Origin of the sequence: Devosia sp. 1635 (genome assembly GCF_013185955.1) — a bacterium.
Taxonomy (GTDB): Bacteria; Pseudomonadota; Alphaproteobacteria; order Rhizobiales; family Devosiaceae; genus Devosia.
On record NZ_JABAOM010000001.1, the window covers coordinates 151116 to 170325 of the forward strand.

At 62.1% G+C, this 19210-nt stretch carries 25 protein-coding genes; 17 read left to right on the top strand and 8 right to left on the bottom strand.

Annotated features, from left to right (window positions below):
* The first annotated feature begins 51 nt into the window (after positions 1-51).
* The 3 genes from HRU92_RS00765 to HRU92_RS00775 all read left to right on the top strand — a co-directional run bounded on the left by HRU92_RS00765 (position 52) and on the right by HRU92_RS00775 (position 3039).
* A complete protein-coding gene (locus HRU92_RS00765; protein ID WP_172122640.1) occupies positions 52-927 on the top strand; it encodes a sugar ABC transporter permease in 876 nt (291 codons plus the stop codon).
* A complete protein-coding gene (locus HRU92_RS00770; RefSeq protein ID WP_127752249.1) occupies positions 924-1754 on the top strand; it encodes a carbohydrate ABC transporter permease in 831 nt (276 codons plus the stop codon). Before HRU92_RS00765 ends, HRU92_RS00770 begins: the two co-directional genes overlap by 4 nt.
* Positions 1755-1839: 85 nt before the next feature.
* Entirely contained in the window at positions 1840-3039 is a 1200-nt protein-coding gene (locus HRU92_RS00775; protein WP_172122641.1) for an amidohydrolase/deacetylase family metallohydrolase, read from the top strand.
* 128 nt (positions 3040-3167) lie between these two features.
* Here the strand turns inward: HRU92_RS00775 and HRU92_RS00780 are convergent, their stop codons facing one another.
* The 7 genes from HRU92_RS00780 to HRU92_RS00810 all read right to left on the bottom strand — a co-directional run bounded on the left by HRU92_RS00780 (position 3168) and on the right by HRU92_RS00810 (position 9000).
* Positions 3168-3455, bottom strand: coding sequence for a hypothetical protein (locus HRU92_RS00780; protein WP_210259481.1), 288 nt, complete (start codon positions 3453-3455; stop codon positions 3168-3170).
* A 598-nt stretch (positions 3456-4053) separates the two neighbouring features.
* A complete protein-coding gene (locus HRU92_RS00785; RefSeq protein WP_173087317.1) occupies positions 4054-4743 on the bottom strand; it encodes a hypothetical protein in 690 nt (229 codons plus the stop codon).
* 61 nt (positions 4744-4804) lie between these two features.
* Entirely contained in the window at positions 4805-5995 is a 1191-nt protein-coding gene (locus HRU92_RS00790) for a site-specific integrase (protein WP_173087318.1), read from the bottom strand.
* Positions 5996-6184: 189 nt separating this feature from the next.
* Entirely contained in the window at positions 6185-6760 is a 576-nt protein-coding gene (locus tag HRU92_RS00795; RefSeq protein ID WP_173087319.1) for a hypothetical protein, read from the bottom strand.
* Positions 6761-6925: 165 nt separating this feature from the next.
* Complete coding sequence (locus tag HRU92_RS00800; protein WP_173087321.1) at positions 6926-7315, bottom strand: hypothetical protein; 390 nt, start codon at positions 7313-7315, stop codon at positions 6926-6928.
* A gap of 106 nt (positions 7316-7421) precedes the next feature.
* Positions 7422-7862: a hypothetical protein gene (locus HRU92_RS00805; protein ID WP_173087323.1), complete on the bottom strand. Its 441-nt coding sequence runs from the start codon at positions 7860-7862 to the stop codon at positions 7422-7424.
* Between the two features lie 469 nt (positions 7863-8331).
* Complete coding sequence (locus HRU92_RS00810) at positions 8332-9000, bottom strand: helix-turn-helix transcriptional regulator (protein ID WP_173087325.1); 669 nt, start codon at positions 8998-9000, stop codon at positions 8332-8334.
* Positions 9001-9086: 86 nt separating this feature from the next.
* Between HRU92_RS00810 and HRU92_RS00815 the strand changes: the two genes are divergently transcribed.
* Together HRU92_RS00815 and HRU92_RS00820 are read left to right on the top strand one after the other, a co-directional pair.
* Complete coding sequence (locus HRU92_RS00815) at positions 9087-9296, top strand: hypothetical protein (RefSeq protein WP_173087290.1); 210 nt, start codon at positions 9087-9089, stop codon at positions 9294-9296.
* Positions 9293-9448, top strand: a complete 156-nt coding sequence (locus HRU92_RS00820; RefSeq protein ID WP_173087326.1) for a hypothetical protein — start codon at positions 9293-9295, stop codon at positions 9446-9448. The genes HRU92_RS00815 and HRU92_RS00820 overlap by 4 nt, the downstream gene beginning before the upstream one ends.
* A gap of 8 nt (positions 9449-9456) precedes the next feature.
* On the opposite strand, the gene HRU92_RS00825 is transcribed toward HRU92_RS00820, so the two are convergent.
* Entirely contained in the window at positions 9457-9645 is a 189-nt protein-coding gene (locus HRU92_RS00825; RefSeq protein WP_173087328.1) for a hypothetical protein, read from the bottom strand.
* A gap of 62 nt (positions 9646-9707) precedes the next feature.
* Here HRU92_RS00825 and HRU92_RS00830 point away from each other — a divergent pair, with 62 nt between their 5' ends.
* From HRU92_RS00830 to HRU92_RS00885, 12 genes are all read left to right on the top strand, one after another.
* Complete coding sequence (locus HRU92_RS00830) at positions 9708-10193, top strand: phage regulatory CII family protein (RefSeq protein WP_173087330.1); 486 nt, start codon at positions 9708-9710, stop codon at positions 10191-10193.
* On the top strand, positions 10190-11767 hold the full coding sequence (locus HRU92_RS00835) for an MT-A70 family methyltransferase (RefSeq protein WP_173087332.1): 1578 nt from the start codon (positions 10190-10192) through the stop codon (positions 11765-11767). The genes HRU92_RS00830 and HRU92_RS00835 overlap by 4 nt, the downstream gene beginning before the upstream one ends.
* The gene (locus HRU92_RS00840) at positions 11755-11997 is read left to right on the top strand and encodes a hypothetical protein (protein WP_173087334.1); all 243 of its coding nucleotides are present in this window, start codon (positions 11755-11757) and stop codon (positions 11995-11997) included. The genes HRU92_RS00835 and HRU92_RS00840 overlap by 13 nt, the downstream gene beginning before the upstream one ends.
* Entirely contained in the window at positions 11994-13112 is a 1119-nt protein-coding gene (locus HRU92_RS00845) for a DUF6551 family protein (protein WP_173087336.1), read from the top strand. The genes HRU92_RS00840 and HRU92_RS00845 overlap by 4 nt, the downstream gene beginning before the upstream one ends.
* The gene (locus HRU92_RS00850; protein WP_173087338.1) at positions 13112-13435 is read left to right on the top strand and encodes a hypothetical protein; all 324 of its coding nucleotides are present in this window, start codon (positions 13112-13114) and stop codon (positions 13433-13435) included. The genes HRU92_RS00845 and HRU92_RS00850 overlap by 1 nt, the downstream gene beginning before the upstream one ends.
* Positions 13425-13805: a hypothetical protein gene (locus tag HRU92_RS00855; protein WP_173087340.1), complete on the top strand. Its 381-nt coding sequence runs from the start codon at positions 13425-13427 to the stop codon at positions 13803-13805. The genes HRU92_RS00850 and HRU92_RS00855 overlap by 11 nt, the downstream gene beginning before the upstream one ends.
* A complete protein-coding gene (locus tag HRU92_RS00860; RefSeq protein WP_173087342.1) occupies positions 13805-14290 on the top strand; it encodes a hypothetical protein in 486 nt (161 codons plus the stop codon). The genes HRU92_RS00855 and HRU92_RS00860 overlap by 1 nt, the downstream gene beginning before the upstream one ends.
* Complete coding sequence (locus HRU92_RS00865; RefSeq protein ID WP_173087344.1) at positions 14287-14640, top strand: DUF4326 domain-containing protein; 354 nt, start codon at positions 14287-14289, stop codon at positions 14638-14640. The genes HRU92_RS00860 and HRU92_RS00865 overlap by 4 nt, the downstream gene beginning before the upstream one ends.
* Positions 14637-15836 (top strand): primase-helicase zinc-binding domain-containing protein, encoded by a 1200-nt coding sequence (locus tag HRU92_RS00870; protein ID WP_173087345.1) that lies wholly within the window; start codon positions 14637-14639, stop codon positions 15834-15836. The genes HRU92_RS00865 and HRU92_RS00870 overlap by 4 nt, the downstream gene beginning before the upstream one ends.
* The gene (locus HRU92_RS00875) at positions 15833-17683 is read left to right on the top strand and encodes a phage/plasmid primase, P4 family (protein WP_173087347.1); all 1851 of its coding nucleotides are present in this window, start codon (positions 15833-15835) and stop codon (positions 17681-17683) included. Before HRU92_RS00870 ends, HRU92_RS00875 begins: the two co-directional genes overlap by 4 nt.
* Positions 17684-18107: 424 nt before the next feature.
* On the top strand, positions 18108-18722 hold the full coding sequence (locus HRU92_RS00880; RefSeq protein WP_173087349.1) for a hypothetical protein: 615 nt from the start codon (positions 18108-18110) through the stop codon (positions 18720-18722).
* Positions 18723-18812: 90 nt separating this feature from the next.
* A complete protein-coding gene (locus HRU92_RS00885; RefSeq protein WP_173087351.1) occupies positions 18813-19190 on the top strand; it encodes an HNH endonuclease in 378 nt (125 codons plus the stop codon).
* Positions 19191-19210 lie beyond the last annotated feature (20 nt).

The following is a 19210-nucleotide window of genomic DNA, read 5'->3' on the forward strand; positions in this document are numbered from 1 at the left end:
GAACCGGCCGCCCCGTCTTTTTCGCTACCAACAACAAGGTCCAGCCAGCGCATGAACCGGTCGATCTTCACCAATCCTTATGTGCTGATCGCTCCCGCATTCCTGCTGGCCGCCTTCATCATCTTGTGGCCGCTGTTTCAGATCGGGGAAATCTCGATCAGCAATGTCAACCGCTTCGGGCAGTTGCGCGGTTTTGCCGGCCCCGAAAACTTCATGGCCGTGCTGGCCGATCCGCAGTTCCTCGCCTCGCTCTGGCGCACGGTGATCTGGACCGTCGGCATTGTTGCCGGCACAATTGCGATCTCGATCCCGGTGGCGCTGATCCTCAATGAGGATTTTTATGGCCGCGGCCTCGCCCGCGTCATCATCATGCTGCCCTGGGCGGTGTCGCTGACCATGACCGCCATTGTTTGGCGCTGGGCGCTAAGCGGGGAAAGCGGCATGCTCAATTCCGCGCTGATGGGCCTGGGCCTCATCGACCAGAACATCCAGTGGCTCGCGCAGGCGGGTACCGCCTTTCCCGTGCAGATCGCCATCGGCATTCTCGTCTCGATCCCCTTCACCACCACCATTTTTCTTGGCGGCCTTTCGGCGATCCCCGATGATCTTTATGAGGCGGCGCGGCTCGAAGGCGCCAGCGGCTGGCAGATTTTCCGCACCATCACGCTGCCCCTGCTGCGGCCCTTCATCAATATCGCGGTGGTGATGAACACGATCACCGTGTTCAACTCGTTCCCCATCATCTGGGCGACCACCCAGGGCGGGCCGGCCAATTCCACCGATATCCTCGTCACCTACCTCTACAAACTCGGCTTTAATTTCGGCAAGCTCGGGGAGGCCTCAGCGCTGTCGCTGCTGATGTTTGCGCTGCTGCTGTTCTTCACCATCATCTATGTCCGGCTGGCCATGCAGGGAGAGCGGGAATGAAGACTTCGCGCCTGCTGCGCCGCTCGATCATCTCCTGGCTGATCCTGTCGCCGCTGATCATTGCCGTGCTGTTTCCCTTTGCGGTGATGTTCATCACCGCTATCAAGCCGGCAAGCGAAGTGCTGCGCCCCACCTGGTGGCCCAGCAATCCGCAATGGAGCAATTTCGTGACCATGTGGAACGCCACCAATTTTGGGGCGGCCCTCTGGAACTCCATCTATGTCGCGGTGCTCTCGACCGTGCTGTCGATCGCCGTTTCCATCCCGGCTGCCTATGCGCTCAGCCGCTTCCGCTTCACCGGCAAGGGTTTTGTGCAGCAGTTCCTGCTGATCAGCCAGATGCTCTCGCCCATCGTGCTGGTGATCGGGCTGTTCCGCCTCTTGGTGGCCCTGAAGCTCCTCGATAATCTCAACGCCGTAGTCTTTGTCTACGCCACCTTCAACATCGCCTTTTCGGTGTGGATGCTGCAGAGCTATTTCTCGACCATTCCCAAGGACCTCGAGGAAGCCGCCTGGATGGAGGGCGCCACCCCCTGGCAGGCGCTGCGCAAGGTGTTCCTGCCCCTGGCGCTGCCCGCAGTCACCGTGACCGCCATTTTCTCGTTCATCAATGCCTGGAACGAGTTCGTCATTGCCCTGACCATGCTGCGCAACCAGGCGAGCTATACCCTGCCCATCCAGGTGTTCTCGCTGGTGGCGGGCCGCTACACGGTGGAATGGCACCATGTGATGGCCGCAGCCTTCGTCGCCACCATTCCCATCGCCATCGTTTTTGCCTGGCTGCAGCGCTATCTCGTGCGCGGCCTGGCGCTGGGCGCGGTGAAATAAGGCGCCACCCCCACCAACCACTGTTCACCCGATCGCCGCTCGCCTGGGGCCACCCCGCGAGCGGCACACTTCAAGGAGCTTTCCGATGGCTTTGCCCGGAACCAGTTATGACCTCGTGCTCAAGGGCGGGCGCGTCATCGACGAACGCAATGGCATCGATGGCCAGTTCGATCTTGCCATCAAGGCCGGCAAGGTTGCCGCCGTGGCGCCGGCCATCGAGGCCGGCACGGCCGCCGTGCGCGATGTGGCGGGGTGCGTCGTCGCGCCCGGGCTCATCGACATCCACACCCATGTTTATCATAAGGCCACGTCGCTCAGCGTCGATCCTGGCTTCATCGCCCGCCGCTCCGCCTGCACCACGCTGGTGGATGCCGGCAGCGCCGGCGCCGGCAATTATGACGGGTTCCGCGATTATGTGATGAACCACTCGCCCTATCGCATCCTCGCCTTTCTCAACATTTCCTTCCCGGGCATTTTCGGCTTCGACAAGGATGTCTCGATCGGCGAGGCCACCGCAAGATCCATGCTGCCGGTGCACCGGTGCGTGGAAAAGATCGAAGGCAATCGCGACCGCATCATTGGGGTTAAGGTGCGCATTGGCGGCATCGTCACCGGCGATCTGGGCCTGGGAGCGCTGGAGTTGGCGCTGGAAGCGGCCGAAGCGGTCGACCTGCCGCTGATGACCCATATCGGCACCCCGCCGCCCAGCTATTCCGACGTCGTCGACATGCTGCGCCCCGGCGATATCCTCACCCATTGCTATCGCCCCGATCCCAATTCAGCGATCGGCGAAGATGGCAAGGTGCTCGATGCCGTCTGGCGCGCCCGGGAGCGTGGCGTGCTGTTCGACATCGCCCATGGCATGGGCGCCTTTGGCTACGACACCGCGGAAGCGGCGCTGCGCGACGGCTTCAAGCCGGACCTCATCTCTTCGGACGTGCATGTGATTGCCGTCGAGGGGCCGGGCTATGATATGCTCCACACCATGAGCAAGCTGCTCAATTGTGGGCTGAGCCTGGCTGAAGTCATCGGCATGTCCACCAGCCGCTCGGCCCTGGCGATCCGCCGGCCCGAACTGGGGCAGTTGGGGGTGGGCGCGCCCGCCGACATCACCGTGCTGCGCGAGTACGACAGCAATTATGTGTTCGAGGATGTGGTCGGCACCCGCCGGCAAGGCTCGACCCTGCTGCAGCCCGAGGCGGTTTATCTGGCGGGCAAGGAAATGGAAGTCAGCCGCCGGCCGTTTGAAGAAGCCTTTTTGCGCGGGCATCACCACGCCCATTAGAGGGTAGGGCAGGGGCTTGCCCCTGGCTGCGGCGCCGGTTCCCGGGCGCTGCCTTGCCGGCAAGTTGAACAGGCCGAACCAAAAAGAAAGCAGCCCGCGATCCCCCGAGCTGCTTTCCCTTGCCTAGATTACTCGGTGAAATCGAACTCGGCGAGTTCGCAGACATTGTTGTTGGCCGAGACGAGCTGGTCGCCATCATCGAACACGGCCAGGAAATCGTATTTGCAGTAACCGCTGCCGTCATCGATATTGATCATCACGCTGGAGCCTGAAGCCAGCACATCGCTGCCCAGAATATCCTCTTCCCAGTTTTCGGTGCCGGTATTGGAGGCATAAAATTCGGTGATCACATAGGACGTCTTGTTGTTGATCTTGACCTTGCGGTCGAGCGCGACGCCGTCACAACGCTGGCACACAGCATCGCCAACGCGATGACTGCCGAAAACTTCTTCATGATATCCCTCAATGTTGCAGAACTGCGCCCCAGCCCTACTGGTCCGAGCATCTACTTAGCAACAGGATTCTCGCGAGGGGTAAGGGCGGCAGGGATGGTGCCGCGAGGCGATAGGGAAGGGCGCGGCTGGAACAGGAGCGGTCGATCTTGCGCGCGTGCTGCTTACGACCTGTTCCCGAGCAACGCTCCTAAAGCTGCGCCAACGCCTAAGCCGACGGCAACGCCGATCGCCAAATTGTCCAGCACTGTCAGGCCGACTGCGGCTCCAATTGCGAGCCCGATCGCTATTGCTGCGCCCATGCACCTTCTCCATCCCGCCGAACGCGAACACGGTAATACTGGCACCAAGGGAAGCCAAGTTCGCGGGGAACGGCGAGAAAAAACCGGACCTCCTGAGAGGCCCGGTTTGGTTGGTCGGAGTAGAGTGATTCGAACACTCGACCCCCTGCTCCCGAAGCAGTAGCCGCCAGTGCGATCCGCAGTGTTCCGGGACTTTCAGGCGGGGACCGCGACGCAAAATGCCTGTTTGTTCCGTGAAAGGTGTCGGAAAGTGTCGGGGGTTAGAACGCCTTCACTTCGGTTAGTCGCTGCTCGATGATGTAGCTAAGAAAGGCGCGGCCGTGATTTGTAATCTCAAACCTATCTGCATTCTCTCGCACCAGCCCTTGCAGCAGAAAGTCGAGCCAAGCGCTATAAGGGAACGCTGCATAGACGTCTGGCCACCGTTCTCGAGCACTTGCGTAGAATGTCTCTAAGTCTGCCGTGCCCAGGTAGCCGGCGAGGTTAAGTGCCTTCAGGGCGGCGATTTGGCTGCCGAAGATCCGATTGTAAAAGAACTCGTTGCTGGCCCTTACCCGCGTAGTCGCCAAGTCACGGAGCAGGGTGGCGAACTGGGCAGAAGGATCCACGGTGGCGAGGAGGTTCTGTAAGACGGCGCCCTCAATTTCGTTGACTGAAGCACTCTCGCTTGGCGGCATTATTGCGATAGGAACCACAGAATTGTTAGGTACTGGCTCTGCCGCTGCGGCCGGAAAGTTAGATAGCGGTGGGTCGTCTTTTTGCGCGTCGAGCGCTGCCTTAGTGGTGGTTTCCAAGCCTAGGCCGGCGGGACCAGTGGCTTTGATGTTCCGATCCTTGAAGAACGACGCTATGCCATCCCAACCAGTGGCAAGCCTGGAACGAACGGGCCAAAAGAACGCCAGCAACGCTACCGGCCAAACTGTCGCTACTAGTAAAGCTGTTATGTCCATGTCGGGCCCCAAATTGAACGCCTAAGCTGGCGCCTCCTCACGCACTAATCAACCTGCGAAGCTACCGCGACGATGTCTTTTGCCTGGGCCGGGCCATCTTGCCTGCGGCCTCTCTCAAATGATCGGGGTGATGGTGCCCGTAAACATCCATGAGGGTTTGCAGGTTGATTCCGAAATACCCGGCTGCATCCCATGGATCCATGCCCCGCTGCATGCCCCAAGTGATCGCGGTGTGGCGGAAGGTGTGCGGGATGACTTCGCCCTCGAGCTCGCAGTCGCGTACCAGGTTGCGGAATGCCTTGTCGATGCTGTCGATCGGCTTGCCGCCAAACTCCACGGCATAGGTTTGGCCGGCGTTCTTCCAGCGGCGCAGGTGCCCTAGCAGCGGAGCTGGCAACGGCACGGGTGGCTGCCGCTTCTTGGTGGCGCGCACGCCTGAGCCGCGACGGTGCCAAAGGCCCGCTTCTAGGTCGATAAAGCCGCGCCCTACCTCCTGGCGAAATGAGGCGTTGAGGATCGCCGCCTTACGCGTGCCGGTATAGTGGGCAATGAGCATCCACCGTGCCAGGTGCTTGCGCTTTCCCCACTCGTCAGCCTCGCCGGACATGCCATTGTTCTGACGTCGATCGCGCCAGGCCATCCACACCAGCTTCGCCACTTCAGAGCGCGTGAGCCAACGTTCACGGGGCAGGGACTTGGGTGGTAGCGCGACCGGCACGGGCCGCTCGAGCAGCTGCTCAGCCACAGCATGATTGATCGCTGCGCGCAGCAGCTCGAGATCCATGCTGGCGCTTCGTTCTCTGCCGATCTGCTGGACATAGGCTTGGCACGTGGCGGTGCGCACATCGGTGACGTGGCCCGTCAGGCGCTGCGCCGGCAAGCCGAGCTGCTTGATGCTCTGCATCGCCGTGAAGGGCACGCCCCACCACAGGGCAAGCCGCTTGATCCGCGCGGCTGTCTCTTTGGGACGGGAGTGTTTAGGAGCTATGTCGCGGCCGTAAAGCCCGAGCACATCAAGAATCAGGACTTCAGATGGATCACTTTGGCGCTTCGCGGGCGCGTGGTTCGCCGCGAGGTATCGGGCGAGTTCCCGCTCAGCTGATCCGCGATCATGAGCACCGAAGCCAGTGCTACGCTTGTAGCGTCCGTCGTCTCGGATGCACCAGACGGCTGGCTCAACGGTGCCGTCCTTACGGACTCGTTCCGGCTGGAGCCAGAGCCTTGGGCCTTTGGCGCGGGTGCCAGTTCGCATTTCTTACGCATCTCCCGGATAGCGCGGCGGGTTACGAAATCACGGCGGCCAATCCGCTCGATGACCAGCCGGCCGCGATCCGCCTCAGCCCGCAATGTAGCGGGGGAGATCGTATCACGAAAGATCAGCTGGCAGGCCTCCGCCAGCGTCAAGGGTTCGTCGTCTGCGGGATCGGCCATCGGCTCCACCTTACGCCGCCTCGCCGCAGTAGGGGCGCAGCTCGCGTTCCAGGGCGACCCAGTATTCGTCCTGCGCCTTGAACGGTGGCTTGAAGGTGATCCGCGTAGGCAAGGGCGGTGCTGCGGGCAGGCGACCGGCTGGTTTGCCCCTGAGCACGTCACGCCACTCGGTGGCGTCGACGCGCTGTTCGGCCTGGTCAACGTCTTGCTGCACGGCGTCGCTCGGTGCCGGCAGGTTGAAGCGCTCCAGCATGGCGCCGAACAAGCGGCGCTCCAGCCCGATGATGTCGCTGCCATGTTCCAGGAGCCACCATTTGAGTTCGGGCTCCATCCAGCCGAGGTAAGCGGCCGGCGCGCGATAGAGCAGCGCATAGGGACGTGAGGCCGGGAGCCGGCACGCCCGGGCAGACAAGAGGCAATGCTGAGCCACCGAATAGGATGGCAGCTCGGTGTTGCCGCCGCGACATTCGCGACGGCTGAGCAGATGGGCGAGGTCGCGCGCCTCGATCATGTCCGGGTAGAGCTCGGACAGGTCGACGCCCAGACCGTATGGGGTGGTGATGATTGAACCGTTGGCGAGGGTCATTTCAGCAGGCTCGCAAGCTTGATGGTGGCGGCCAGAAGGATGCAGACCAAGCCGAAGACGATACCGGCGGTCATCGGGGGCCTCCGTTCTGGACCACGATGGACAGCATCACGCCGCAAAGGCAGCCGAGGTAGAAGACGCCATAGAACTCCATGGGAAAGCGCATCACTTGCCCTCTTTTAAGGCGTCACGGTCAAGCCGCTCTATTTCGGCGAGGATGAGGGCTCCCGCGCGGACAAGATCCTCACGCCGGGTCTTTGGCTTCCACCAGTGCCAATCCCAGCCGCCATAAACAGTGCCCCAGCTTGGGAACAAATGGCGGATGATGAAGGTGGTGAAGCTGTCGGTGTTAGCCCCTCTTTCGCGCTCTTCGTCCAATAACGAGCCGAAATAGGCATAGGCCGCGGCTGCGCGGGAGAGTTGACCTCTCCGGTGCTCATCATCGTGGTCGGGCGTCCAGCCTTCCGCCTCGATCTGCCGGCGCCGTTCAGCCAGAACATCGAATGCTGCTTTCGACTGCGCGATACCAATTACTCCTGAATGCAGGGGACTCATGGCTGCACCAGCCAAGCAATGGCGAGGACAATGGCGGCAAGCGTAACCGCCGCCATGCCTAGGTCGCTTTGGATCGCCTCAATCAGCCGCTCAAGCCGGGCTTCCATCACTGCACCTGTGCGGGGTTGCTGGCGCGCGCAGCGTGGACCAGAGCCACGGTGCGATCGATGATCTCGGGGTAAAGCTGACCAAGTTCCTTGGTGGGGAAGCCAGAGCTGCGCAGCGTGGTGATGATGGACCCGCTGTCGCTGAGGATCATGCCCGCGACGATGTTGGCGGCTTTCTCGATGCGGCCGGCGCGATCGTACTCAACGGCGTCATCGGCAACGTCGCGGTCCTTCAGAACCCTGTTGGCAATACGGCGGGCAGCTGGGAAGTGAGTGGTGATCTCATCACTGGTGAAGTCTTCGGCGTGCAGATCCTCCAGGGTAGTGGGATAGCCCTTGCGGGCGTTGGCCACGACGAGCTCGGCCATTCGGTTGGCCAGCGTGTCTTCCCCCATGTCGGAGCGGCGTAGTTCTGGTCGGCGGGAATCGAGTGAAAGCATTGTGCCCTCCACGCACCGGAATGGTGTCGCTTGTGGGCGCTAGTTATGGTGGGCTTCTGCCCATCGGTCAAGTAGGCAGATAGGCAGGCGATAGGCAGGCGGCATTCTCGTTAATGATTCGACTCGACTCAAAAGCAGAGTTCTGGAATCCATACAGCCGTGAACGGAATGGGAACAAACCAGTGCGGTGTAGTAGTGAAATTGTTGAGTTCGTCATCATCAGTGGCCCCGAAGTTCATGACTATCTCCTGGACATCCGTGCGCAGCTACGGTCCTACCTTCATCGGGTGTTCCCTCATTTCAGGTTCAGCCTACTGAGCCAGGAGGGTGAGGGGATGGGCTTTTTAGTAGTCCCGGTGGTTGGAAAGATCGGCGGGGATGACGCCGAGCTAGCTGAGCCAGACGAATTTGTGATGTGCGAGATCCGGCAGGCGCTCGAGGCTTTTCGGCCCGATCAAAAGTCAGTCCACTAGATGCCGAACAGCTCGTTGGTCGTATAAACTCGGTGCAGGATAAGGCCCTTGTGGTTCCGGTACTTTACCGGACCTTCTGGGTTGAACTGCTTGCATTCCACCCAGTCGGCGGTACGGCGCACCAGCAGCTTGATGAAGCCGCCAAAGTCGCCTTCGTTCTCACCATAGTTCTGTATAATCACCGCATCGCCTGGTGCGGGAGGTCGTACTCGGCTCGCGTAGACTAGTTGCCCGGGCTGATACATCGGGTACATGGAGTCGTTCTCCACAAAGGCAGCGTAAGCGCCCTTTACGCCGATTAGCCCTGGTGGGCGTGCGACGCGATCAATGGGATCCATAGAGAACTGAAATGAGCCACGCGCGGGATCTGATCCCGCGACGGCAGCCACAACGTCGATGTCTCTCGGCAACTGGTTGCGGTAGGGCTGCTCATAATCCGCAGGCGCCACGTCTGATGAAGGTGGATCCAGCAGCACCCGCCCACTCAGCCGTGCGATCGCATCCATCACCTTCTTGTAGTTCTCTAAGCTTGGCTGACGATCGCGCTTAAGCATGTCTCGCACGAAGGTTGGGCCGAGCCCTGCAGCAAGGGACACCGCCTTCATGTTGAGATTGTTGGCGTCGATCAGTTCCTGAACGCGCTGGATATCTTCTTTGTCAGCCATGGTGAGAACATTTCACGATGGGCTTCCCATTGCACTGAGGAAATAGCCTATTGACTCGTGGGCAAAAGCCCACCAGTGATAGGCACATGAGCGAAATCACCCAGCTACTAACCCGGATTGAGGCGCACTGCGCCCGCGAGAGCATTGCGGAGAGCACCTTCGGTCGGCTTGCCGTCAACGACGGGAAACTGGTCGCGCGGCTGCGGGCAGGTGGCTCGATTAACCTCCGTACCTTCTCGGCGATCCAGACCTTCCTGGATGCTACCGTCGAGCGTGTTGGCGAGGCGCAATCATGAAGTCGCGCCCGCTGACCGCTGCCGATCGCCGCGCCCGCGCTGATGCGCTGCGCCACATCGTGCGCTCGGGACAGCCGACCGCCGATGTTTCCCGGCTGCTCGCCATCAACCGCAGCACGATCAATACAGTCCTGAATGGAGCGCGCCGATGAGCCGGTCATCAGACGCCCTTGCGGCGGGCGACCGCCTGGCCGCCGGCGTTTTCGCCATCGTTCTTTTCGCCGTCTTCCTCTTCGCCGCTTTCATCATTGCCATGCCGTGCATTTCGGCGATCGCGGGCCCTTCGGTATGCCGCGATAGCGGATCGAAGCGCTTGGCTGGGCTGGTATGGGGCGATGAGCTTGTTCATGCCCAAGCCATCGCATGGCAAAACCATGGTCGTCATGGCGCAGCAGATCGAGGTTTCGCACCATGACCGCGCGCCAGCTCCCTGCCAGCGACTATGCGAAGCTCAAGGCGGCGACCCGCCAGCTGATCAGCACCTCCGGCGGGCCGGTTGATGCTGCGCGGGTAACGCGCGTCGATCACCAGGGCCTCAGCCGCTATGGCAGCACCAATGAGGATCATGCCGAGCGCTTCATGCCGGCTGATGTGATCGCCGATATCGAGGCCGAGTGCGGCCAGCCGATCGTCACGCGCAAGCTGGCCGACCTAGCGGGCTATCTGCTGGTGCCGGTGCCCCAAGTGGCGCGCACTGGCACTGTTCTCGGCGCCGTCACCGCCGCCACGCTCAAGGAAACCTCGGATGTGTTCGTTGCGCTGGGCGAAAGCCTGGGCGACGGCACCGTGTCCCAAGCCGATGCCGAGCGGATCGGCCGCGAGGTCGACGAAGCCATGGCCAAGCTCGCTGCGCTCAAGCTGCAGGTGGAAGATGAAGCGGGGAGGGCGGCGGAATGACCGAACTCGCCCTCTTTTCCGTTGCCAAGGAAGCACTGGCCGAAGCGCGACGCACTGACGAGGTCAAGGATATCCGCGACCAGGCCGTGCGCATGCGCCTTTATGGCGAGCAGGCAAAAGATCGCACGATCATTGCCGATGCCAGCGAGATCATCGCCCGGGCAGAGCGCAAGCTGGGCGAGTTGCTGAAATCCGCTCATGAAAGCGGCCAGCTCGGCATCGGCCGGCGCGCTGTTTCCAATCTCACCGATGGTGACGAAAACAATGGTGAGGGGCCTGAACCATTTCAGCGCGTGACGCTGGAAGAGATCGGCGTCAGCAAACACCTTTCGTCTCGCTCGCAAAAGCTCGCCTCGCTCGATGAAACCGCGTTTGAAGCGGCCATGGGCAAGGCCCGCGACAAGATCCTGTCTGGCGATGCCGTCATGGTCAATCCGCTCAAGGACGCCTCTACGGCCGACAAGAAGGCAAAGCGGGCTGAGCGGGAAGCGCAACTGGGCGCCAAGCAGGTGGCGTTGCCCGAGGCCAAATTCGGCGTGATCTATGCCGATCCGGAATGGCAGTTCGGCACCTGGTCGGAAGCGGGCATGGATCGCTCGGCCGATAACCACTATCCGACCTCGGGGCTCGAGGCGATCAAGAGCCGGGACGTGGGTTCGCTCGCGGCCGATGATTGCGTGCTCTGGCTTTGGCTCACCGTGCCCATGCTGGTCGAGGGGCTCGAGGTCATGGCGGCCTGGGGCTTCACCTACAAGTCGCACCTGATCTGGCACAAGGATCGGATCGGCACCGGCTACTGGTTCCGCAACAAGCACGAACTGCTGGTTGTCGGCACGCGCGGCAATGTGCCGGCGCCAGCCATGGGCGACCAGTTTGCCTCGGTGATCGATGCGCCGGTGGGCGAGCACTCGGCCAAGCCCGAGCGGTTCTATGAGATCATCGAAAGCTATTACCCGACCCTGCCCAAGATCGAGCTCAACGCTCGCGTGGCGCGGCCGGGTTGGGTTCGCTGGGGCTATGAGGCCCCGGCTGATGAATCGGTACCTGGCGCGCTGGCTGGGTCCTCCTCCGGGGTGGTTGCGGCCTCGACCGATGCAAGCGCAGCAGGCGGGGTCGATGGTCATGCGTCCGACCCCGCCCATTCCCATCCCGTAGCGAAAGCTGCCGATGACGCCAATTCAGGGTATCTGGTGACCGTGCCGCCAGCGGTGGCTGGCGGGCCTGATGAGGCCGAGGTGGCGAGTAGGGGTGACGGCGCCCGGGCACCGTCTGCAACGTCTGATTATATGGACGTGACAGCCGGAGAGACGGCAACAGTCCACGAGGCCACGGGTAAGTCGGTGGAGCCTTCGGGCTCTGCCGCTCCGCTCGCCACGGCCGAAGCCGACCAGGTGATCCGCGCCGGCTATGAGCGCGGCGACAGCGTGGCGGCGATCGCCGAGCTGATCGGCCGGCCCGGCAATCGCAACTACGTCAAGAACCGCGCTCGCGTGATGGAGATATCCAGCCGCGATCGGCAACGCCTGGCTGTTGCCGCCAGCAACAAGCGGAGGGCAGCGCCATGCCAAGACTAGGCCCCCGCATCCCCGTCGAAGATATCATCGCCCGCGCCGTGCTCGAGCCCAGCGGCGCCCACAAGCTGGAAGTGAGCGTGCCATCCGAGGTCTTCGGTATGACCTTCCACCAAGGCCATGTGCCGATGCTCAAGAGCATCATCGCGCAATTCGAAGCCGTCACCATGCAGGCTGATGGTGGCCCAAATTTTTACAACCGCCGCATCGTACCGATCGAGGTGAAGCCATGAGCAAAGTGGCAGCAACGCTCGCTCGCGCGCCCAATGCCGTGTTCGGCCTGTTGCTCGCCTGCGAAAGCGGCCGCCCGGTTGCAGAACTGGCGGCGCGGGCCGGCTTGGCCGAGCAGGAGCTTGAAAACATTCTCGAGCGCGCCCGGGACGGTGAGTTGCCGCGCGTCTCGTCGCGTGAGGGCTTGCCCACTGCAGTCGTGGCCTCGCCGGCATCACCGGCGCTAGCAGCGTCCACGCCCGCTCTGCCGGTGCCGGTCGCAGAGCCCCCTCTTCCCACCCCCTCCATCCCGCCTGCTGTTGAGGAGAAAACAGCCATGCCAGAACACGTAAGCGGGATCGGCTCCAAGCCGCGTCTCGACTGGGTTGAAGTCGGTCTGATCGATGTTGATGCTGCCTATCAGCGTGCGGCCGACGATAAGAGTGTACAGCGCATCGTTGACGGTTTCCGCTGGGACCATTTCGGCGCCGTGGTGCTAGCCGAGCAGGCGAGCGGCCGGTTCAAGGTAACCGACGGCCAGCACCGTGTCAGGGCGGCGCAGCAGCACCCTGAAGTCACGCATGTGCCGGCGTTGATCATCAGCGTTGCCGGCACAGCAGCTGAGGCCGACAACTTCCTGACCATCAATCGTGCCCGCCGCGCCGTGTCCACGATCGAAATCTACTGGGCTGGCCTGGCCTCGGGCGATTCGGCATCGGTTCGGGTGCGGGATGCGGTCGAGAAGGCCGGCTGCAGCATCATTCGCACCCAGGCTGCCTACAAGGCCGGGCAGACCGGCGCAGTGGGCGCCATCAGCCGGTGCCTTGATCGCTTTGGTGACAATGCCACCGTGGCCGCGCTCAAGATCATCCGCGCCGCCTGGCCAGACGATGCCAAGTCCCTGCGCGGCACCCTGATCACCGCTCTCGCCCGCATCATCCGCGGCAATGAGCGGGTGGACAGGGATCGTTTGATCAAGGTGCTGGCGCCCAAAAGCTTCGCTGAGCTGACCGCCCATGCCGAGGCGTTTCGCAAGCTTTCCGGCGGCTCAGCCGACACGGTTTTGGCCCGCACCATCACCGAGCTCTACAACAAGGGACTCTCCACCAACACGATCTATTTCGGGGAGGCTGTGTAGTGGCCAACGCCATCATCACCGCGTGGATTCCTGAGCAAGATCAGCATCGGTTGGCTGTGCTCGGCAAGCTTGCCGAAGAGTGCAACGAGCTGGGCGCTCGCGCCGCCCGCTGCATTATCCACGGTATTGACGAGATCGATCCCGCGACCGGTCGCGCCAACCGTCACGAGCTAGAGCGTGAGATCGCCGATGTTCTTGCCTGCATCGGGCAGGCAGAAGCGCGCTTGGGCTTGAGCGAGATGGCGCAGCGTACCCACAACAAGTCTAACGGCTTTGACCGCTGGCATGAACTTATCGATCAGGATGGCAGCGATGGCGCGTGAAAAGCTCCCCACTCGTCGAGCCGGCGAGACCTTCCAGCTCGACCACCATCACAGCGCCGGCACACCGGCCGAGCAGGTAGAGACGATGACCGTCAGCTATAGCTGCTACCCCGATGGCCGGATCGGTGAAGTGTTCGTCAATTGCGAGAACCGGCGCAGCGAGCGCTCGATCGCGCTCTGGCATGACCTTGGAATAATCATCTCCATCGCGCTGCAGCGGGGCGCCACGCTGCAGGAGCTGTGCAGCGCCATGTCGCGTGGCGACATCAACCGTATGGGCAAGATCGTGGCGGTGCCACAATCGCCAGCTGGCACCTTGCTGGAAGCCCTGGTCGACATCGAAGCGCGCAGCGCCGTGGAGCGGGTGTGATGGCGTATCATACTGACCGCCATATTGTGCAGGCGCTGCTGCCAGTTCGGCTGCTGTTGTCGGTAGTGCATTATGGCGTTGCCGATCGCACCGACCCGGAAGCCGTGCAGGTGACCGCCTGGCTCAAAGCGGCCGAAGTCGAGGCGTTAGCCGGGCGTCCACAAGCTGACCAGGTCAAGCTCGCCCGGCGTAGCTGGGCTGTCTATGACGTGGTGATCAAGCCCTATCTGGCCGATCAAACCAGCTGCGCCAAGTTCGCGCTGATCGTGTTCTACCTGCTCGCCGAACTGCACGTCCAGGAGATCTACCTGTTTGTAGAGGGCTCCGCTTTCGACCAGGCGCAGGCAGCGATTTATTCGGAGCAGGGGAGCGTGGTGGAGCTGGCCAATGCGCCGGCACTAGACCAGTCCGCCCAGAAGCAGGCGCGCCGGCTGCTGCGTGATCTGCAGGGGCATGGCTATTTCCGAGAGGCGGTGCCGGCATGACGAAGCCAGTGCGCGTTCAGCTTTCACGCAAGAAAGGCTGGAGGATGCCGCCAAACACGGTGAAGGTCTGCCGCCCAAGCATGTTCGGCAACCCCTTCATCCACACTGACGTAGCCGAGGCAGTGAAAGCTTACCGGGAACTTTGCTCGGGCGGCACCAAGTCCTTCGAGATGGGTCCGGGCAAGCTGCAGTTCGCGGACAATTGCCATCCAAACACTCTGCACTGGGCTTTCCCGGACTGGCTAAAGAAAGAAGGTTTGTCGCAGATCAGGGGGAAAAACCTCGCCTGCTGGTGCCCTCTAAATAAGCCCTGTCATGCCGATGTGCTGCTGGAGCTTGCGAACCAGTGAGCCTTTCCCCCGAGCTCGAAACGCTGAAGCAAGACGCCCTAATGGTGACGTGCTGGATGTGGTCGGACTTCAAAGGCTGGAAGCTCGGCCTCGGCACCGACAAGGCTGGACCATGCCCGCTTTGCGGCGGGACGGATCGCTTCGCTATTCACACCACCAAGAATACTTTCCACTGCCGGCGCTGCGACCTCAGTGGCGGGGGAGTAATCGACCTGGTGATGAAAACCGAGAAAGTCGGTTTCATTCGCGCCTGCGAGCTGATCACCGGCCGCACCGTGGCCGATCCGATCTCGGCCGAGGAGATGGCTCAGATCGCGCTCAAGGCCGAGCAGCGTGAGCGGGAGCGTGCGGCCGAGGAAGAAAAGCGGCGGCTGCGCGCGATCTCGGAAGGCCTTTCGGTCTGGAACCGTGCCGCCGAGCCAATGCCGATCGGCGCCGGCGGCGTTGCCGACTACCTGCAGCTGCGCGGCCTGCCGGCAACCATCAAGTTCGACAAGGTCGGCCTGCGCGAGATCCGCCATCTCGACTATGTCGTCGAGGTGATCGATGGCGATCGGCGCCGCTGGGAAACCATCCATTCCGGGCCCGCGATGGTCGCGGCCGTGGTGTTGCCGAACCACCAGTTCGGTGCCGTGCACCAGACCTGGCTGGATCTAGACCAGCCCAAAGGCAAGGCCGTGCTGCGGCACCCTACACGGACCGACAAGAAAACCGGCGAGCTGGAGTTGCTGCCATCCAAGAAGGTGCGCGGCACAAAGCGGGGTGGCGCCATCCGGCTCTATACTCCCAAGACGGTGCACCGCATCGTCATGGGGGAGGGCATCGAGACCACCCTCACCGCCATGGCGCACAATTTCGAGCCGGGCACGGCCTATTGGGCCGGCGTCGACCTCGGCAATATGAGCGGCAAGGCCTATCGCGACATCGACAACCACCGGCATGAAGAGCGGCCGGATCTGGACGATCTGGATTGCTTCCTGCCGCCCGACTGGTGCGACGAGCTGGTTTACCTCTGCGACAGCGACGAGCCGGAAACCAAGACCGTAGAGAAGGCCACGCGAGGCCTCATCAGGGCTCTCGAGCGGCGCGAGCGCGCCCGGGTTGAGCGTCCTGAACTGCCATACCTGAACTGCCAGCTGGTGCCGCCGATCGGCGACGGCAAGGACCTTAACGACCTGGTGCGGGTGACAGCGTGACTGACACCCCAGACGACGACAAGAAGAAGGCTGTCCAGGAGGCCATGGGCAAGAAGCGCCCGGTGAAGCTCACTGTTGTCGATGGTGGCAAGGATGCGCCCAAGCAGCCTCGCAAGCGCGCCGGCAAGCCGAAGGCCGATACCGCGCCGCCAGAGCCCGATGCGGACGATCCCGGCATTGATGAAAGCGACGTCCCCGACATCGATGATGATGGTGAAGGTGGTCCACCAGGCGATGTGACCGATAACGAGCGCATCATCATCCGGTGGTGCGCAGCGATGGATCAGAACGACCGCGACAACGGCCGTCGCCTGGTTGCGTGGTTTGGGGATCACCTGGCTTATGTGACCGGCCTCGGCTGGCTGGTTTGGCGCGGTACCCACTGGCTGCGGGACGAAGCGGATCTTGACGTCCGCCTGATGGCGCAGGAGATCGTCGACAAGATCAAGCTCGAGGCGTTCGAAATCGAGGCCAGCGAAGCGCAGAAGCGGATCCTGCAGCTCGCCGATGACGCCATGAAAAAGCCTGACGACAAGCTGACCTCGGCCGACCGCAGTGTGATGGCCAAGGCGATCGGCGTACGCAAGCAGATCTCGGCCAAACGCAGCAAGCGCCGCGCCTGGGCGGTCACTTCGGGCAACACCGGCAAGACTGCCGGCATGCTGCAGCAGGCGCAGTCGCTCAAGTCACTGCCAATCGACCGGCTCGATTCCGATGCCATGATGTTCAATGTGGGCAATGGTACCTTGCGCTTCTGGCGCGAGCTGGATCCGGAGCGGCCCGAAGGCAGCGACCGGAAAGTTGGCAGGTTCGAGTTCCTGGAGCACGATCGATCGAACTTCATGACCAAGATCGCCGACGTCGAGTACCATGCCGATGCCGAGTGCCCGTTTTTCATGGACCAGTTCCTGCTCAAGGTGCATCCGGACGCCCGGATGCGCATCTTCCTGCAGGTCTCGACTGCCTATGCGCTGCTGCTCGCCGGCAATGATGAGCAGCGGCTATTCTACCACTACGGCACCGGCGCCAACGGCAAGACCGCGTTCTTCGAGATCATTGCCCGCATTGCCGGCAGCTATCGCCAGATCGCCTCGCCGGAGACCATCACCGGTGACGGGCAGCGCGCGGGCCAGCAGGCCAACCCCGATATCGCTCGGCTGCACAATGCGCGCCTGGTGACGATCGAAGAGCTGCCCAAAAACACGCCCTTGCGTGAAGAGCTGATCAAGTCGCTGACCGGGGGCACCAAGATCCTGGCGCGCTTCCTCAACAAGGACTTCTTTGAGTTCACGCCCCAGTTCACGCCCATGCTGTCCGGCAACTCCAAGCCGGCAATTTCGGGTACCGATTATGGCATTTGGCGCCGCGTGCTGCTGATCCTCTGGGGGGTGCGCATCCCGGAAGAGGAACGCATTGCGCCAACCCTGCTGGCGGCCAAGCTCGATGCCGAACGATCAGGCATCCTCAACTGGTTGATCGAAGGGCTGCTGCTTTACCTGACGCACGGGCTGGACGCCTTCATTCCACCCGAAGTGACTGCCTTCACCCAGGACTATCGGGAAGAGCGCGACAACGTCAGCGTGTTCGCCGAGGTCGCGATCGAGAAGGCTGAGGGTGAGACCGTCAAGGCCGGCGTGCTCTACACCGCCTATGAGGCCTGGTGCAAAATTAACGGCCTCAAGAATGCCAGCCAGCGATCGTTCGGCGATAAGCTGGGTGAGCTGGGTTACCAGAAAAAGCGCGGCGGCTACTACCTCTACCTGGACGTCAAGCTGCGCGACGTCCCCGGCCTCCATGCCGATCATGGAACTCCCCCCAAACGTGACGCAGATGACCCGGGCTACTAGCAGGCCCTGACCCTCGCCAAAGAGGGCAACAGGAGGCGATTCGCCACTCCCGCGCCGCGCCCCGCACCCCCTTCTTGCAGACAGAAAACGGAAGTCTTGACCCTCTCAGCGCTTGCGCGCTGCGACAGAGGGTCAAGAGGTTTGCGAGAGGGTGAATGGCAAATCTCTCGCCGGCAAATCAACAGTCTTTTCAACTGCTTACCCAATATCTGTGAGGGTCAAGAGGGTTGTGCTTCGCCTATATATAGAAGGGGGTCTGGGGGTCTCTCTCTACCCCTGCGGAGCGGCGGTAAATCGGTCATGCGTTATGGGGCAACCCTCACCACCCTCCGCTCCCTCTTTATCTCTTTCTATCTGTTCATCTTTCTTTCGAGAGAGGGTCAATTTGAACCCTCTTAGACCCTCTAAGAGTGAGGTTGATGCTGTGGCCAAGATTAAGATCGATGTTGAAGACCTGGTGGTCTGGGCTTTGGCAAAGCAACATGCCGATGTGAGCCGGGGCAGTGGCATTGCCCAGGAGCTACGCCAGCTCGCCGGCGGGGCAACAGCGACCGATCGGTTGGAAGCCTATCTGGCCGTTGGCTCCCGCATTGATGGGGGCGGCAGCTCCTCCCACAAGGTATCGCCCGATGCGCAGCGGGTGGCGGCAGTCATTGACGCCATGCCAATTGAGGCAGCGGCCCTGGTGGTACTGGCGGGCCGCAACATGGCGCCGATCGAGTGGGGCGAAGAGGGGATCGGCCGATGGGTGCCGGTGTATGATCGGAAGGGGAGACACAAGAAGCGGTGGCAAGACCCAGCCCAGTGCCGGGGGCTGCTGGGTTGGGAGTACGAGTATGAGGGTTACATGCCCAGCGGCCTGGACCTGGTGCGGCTGCAATATGTGGTCTGGTGGGAAGCGCTCCGGGATCTGCAGCAGCGGCTGAGCGGACGTTTGCAGGGGTTTGAAGCGACCGGCCCGCGCCGCTCAGCCGAGCCTTGGAACGATAAGGCGCCGGTGATCCACTACATCAATGTCGAATCGCTTGACGTGATGTGAAAGTTTGACATAGGTTCACCACAACAAAACAGGTCTACAGACAGGCGCATCGGGCAACCGGGGCGCCTTTTGCGTTTCCGGGGTAGGGCGATGGGCATCAGGATGCTGACGTCGCGCGTGGCCACCAGGGACATGCGGCGTGTCAAGCCGCCGTCTGGCAAAGAGGCCGATCCCTTCTACCTGTCGCCTGAATGGCGTGAGTTCTGCCAGTTGCTCAAGGAAGAGCGGTGGCCGCTGCTTATCTTAACCAAGGGTCACTGCTGCGAGGATCCGCAGTGCAAGGCCGAACACCGGCTAGAGCAGCGCATCTTCTTTGACCACATCGTCGAACTTAAAGACGGCGGGGCTCCGTTCGATCCGGACAATGTCATGGGTCGCTGCGGCTCGTCGCACACCAGCAAAACCCTGCGGGAGCGGGGCCGCCGCCTCGGGGCAGACCCCCAAGGGGAGGGGGGGTCGAAAGTCTAGGAGGCCAAGGGGCTCCAACC

Bases quoted from the DNA above. Each gene is read 5' to 3' on its own strand.
- HRU92_RS00765 (WP_172122640.1), top strand. From the start codon at position 52: ATGAACCGGTCGATCTTCACCAATCCTTATGTGCTGATCGCTCCCGCA.
- HRU92_RS00770 (WP_127752249.1), top strand. From the start codon at position 924: ATGAAGACTTCGCGCCTGCTGCGCCGCTCGATCATCTCCTGGCTGATC.
- HRU92_RS00775 (WP_172122641.1), top strand. From the start codon at position 1,840: ATGGCTTTGCCCGGAACCAGTTATGACCTCGTGCTCAAGGGCGGGCGC.
- HRU92_RS00785 (WP_173087317.1), bottom strand. From the start codon at position 4,743: ATGGACATAACAGCTTTACTAGTAGCGACAGTTTGGCCGGTAGCGTTG.
- HRU92_RS00790 (WP_173087318.1), bottom strand. From the start codon at position 5,995: ATGCGAACTGGCACCCGCGCCAAAGGCCCAAGGCTCTGGCTCCAGCCG.
- HRU92_RS00795 (WP_173087319.1), bottom strand. From the start codon at position 6,760: ATGACCCTCGCCAACGGTTCAATCATCACCACCCCATACGGTCTGGGC.
- HRU92_RS00800 (WP_173087321.1), bottom strand. From the start codon at position 7,315: ATGAGTCCCCTGCATTCAGGAGTAATTGGTATCGCGCAGTCGAAAGCA.
- HRU92_RS00805 (WP_173087323.1), bottom strand. From the start codon at position 7,862: ATGCTTTCACTCGATTCCCGCCGACCAGAACTACGCCGCTCCGACATG.
- HRU92_RS00810 (WP_173087325.1), bottom strand. From the start codon at position 9,000: ATGGCTGACAAAGAAGATATCCAGCGCGTTCAGGAACTGATCGACGCC.
- HRU92_RS00815 (WP_173087290.1), top strand. From the start codon at position 9,087: ATGAGCGAAATCACCCAGCTACTAACCCGGATTGAGGCGCACTGCGCC.
- HRU92_RS00820 (WP_173087326.1), top strand. From the start codon at position 9,293: ATGAAGTCGCGCCCGCTGACCGCTGCCGATCGCCGCGCCCGCGCTGAT.
- HRU92_RS00825 (WP_173087328.1), bottom strand. From the start codon at position 9,645: ATGAACAAGCTCATCGCCCCATACCAGCCCAGCCAAGCGCTTCGATCC.
- HRU92_RS00830 (WP_173087330.1), top strand. From the start codon at position 9,708: ATGACCGCGCGCCAGCTCCCTGCCAGCGACTATGCGAAGCTCAAGGCG.
- HRU92_RS00835 (WP_173087332.1), top strand. From the start codon at position 10,190: ATGACCGAACTCGCCCTCTTTTCCGTTGCCAAGGAAGCACTGGCCGAA.
- HRU92_RS00840 (WP_173087334.1), top strand. From the start codon at position 11,755: ATGCCAAGACTAGGCCCCCGCATCCCCGTCGAAGATATCATCGCCCGC.
- HRU92_RS00845 (WP_173087336.1), top strand. From the start codon at position 11,994: ATGAGCAAAGTGGCAGCAACGCTCGCTCGCGCGCCCAATGCCGTGTTC.
- HRU92_RS00855 (WP_173087340.1), top strand. From the start codon at position 13,425: ATGGCGCGTGAAAAGCTCCCCACTCGTCGAGCCGGCGAGACCTTCCAG.
- HRU92_RS00860 (WP_173087342.1), top strand. From the start codon at position 13,805: ATGGCGTATCATACTGACCGCCATATTGTGCAGGCGCTGCTGCCAGTT.
- HRU92_RS00865 (WP_173087344.1), top strand. From the start codon at position 14,287: ATGACGAAGCCAGTGCGCGTTCAGCTTTCACGCAAGAAAGGCTGGAGG.
- HRU92_RS00885 (WP_173087351.1), top strand. From the start codon at position 18,813: ATGGGCATCAGGATGCTGACGTCGCGCGTGGCCACCAGGGACATGCGG.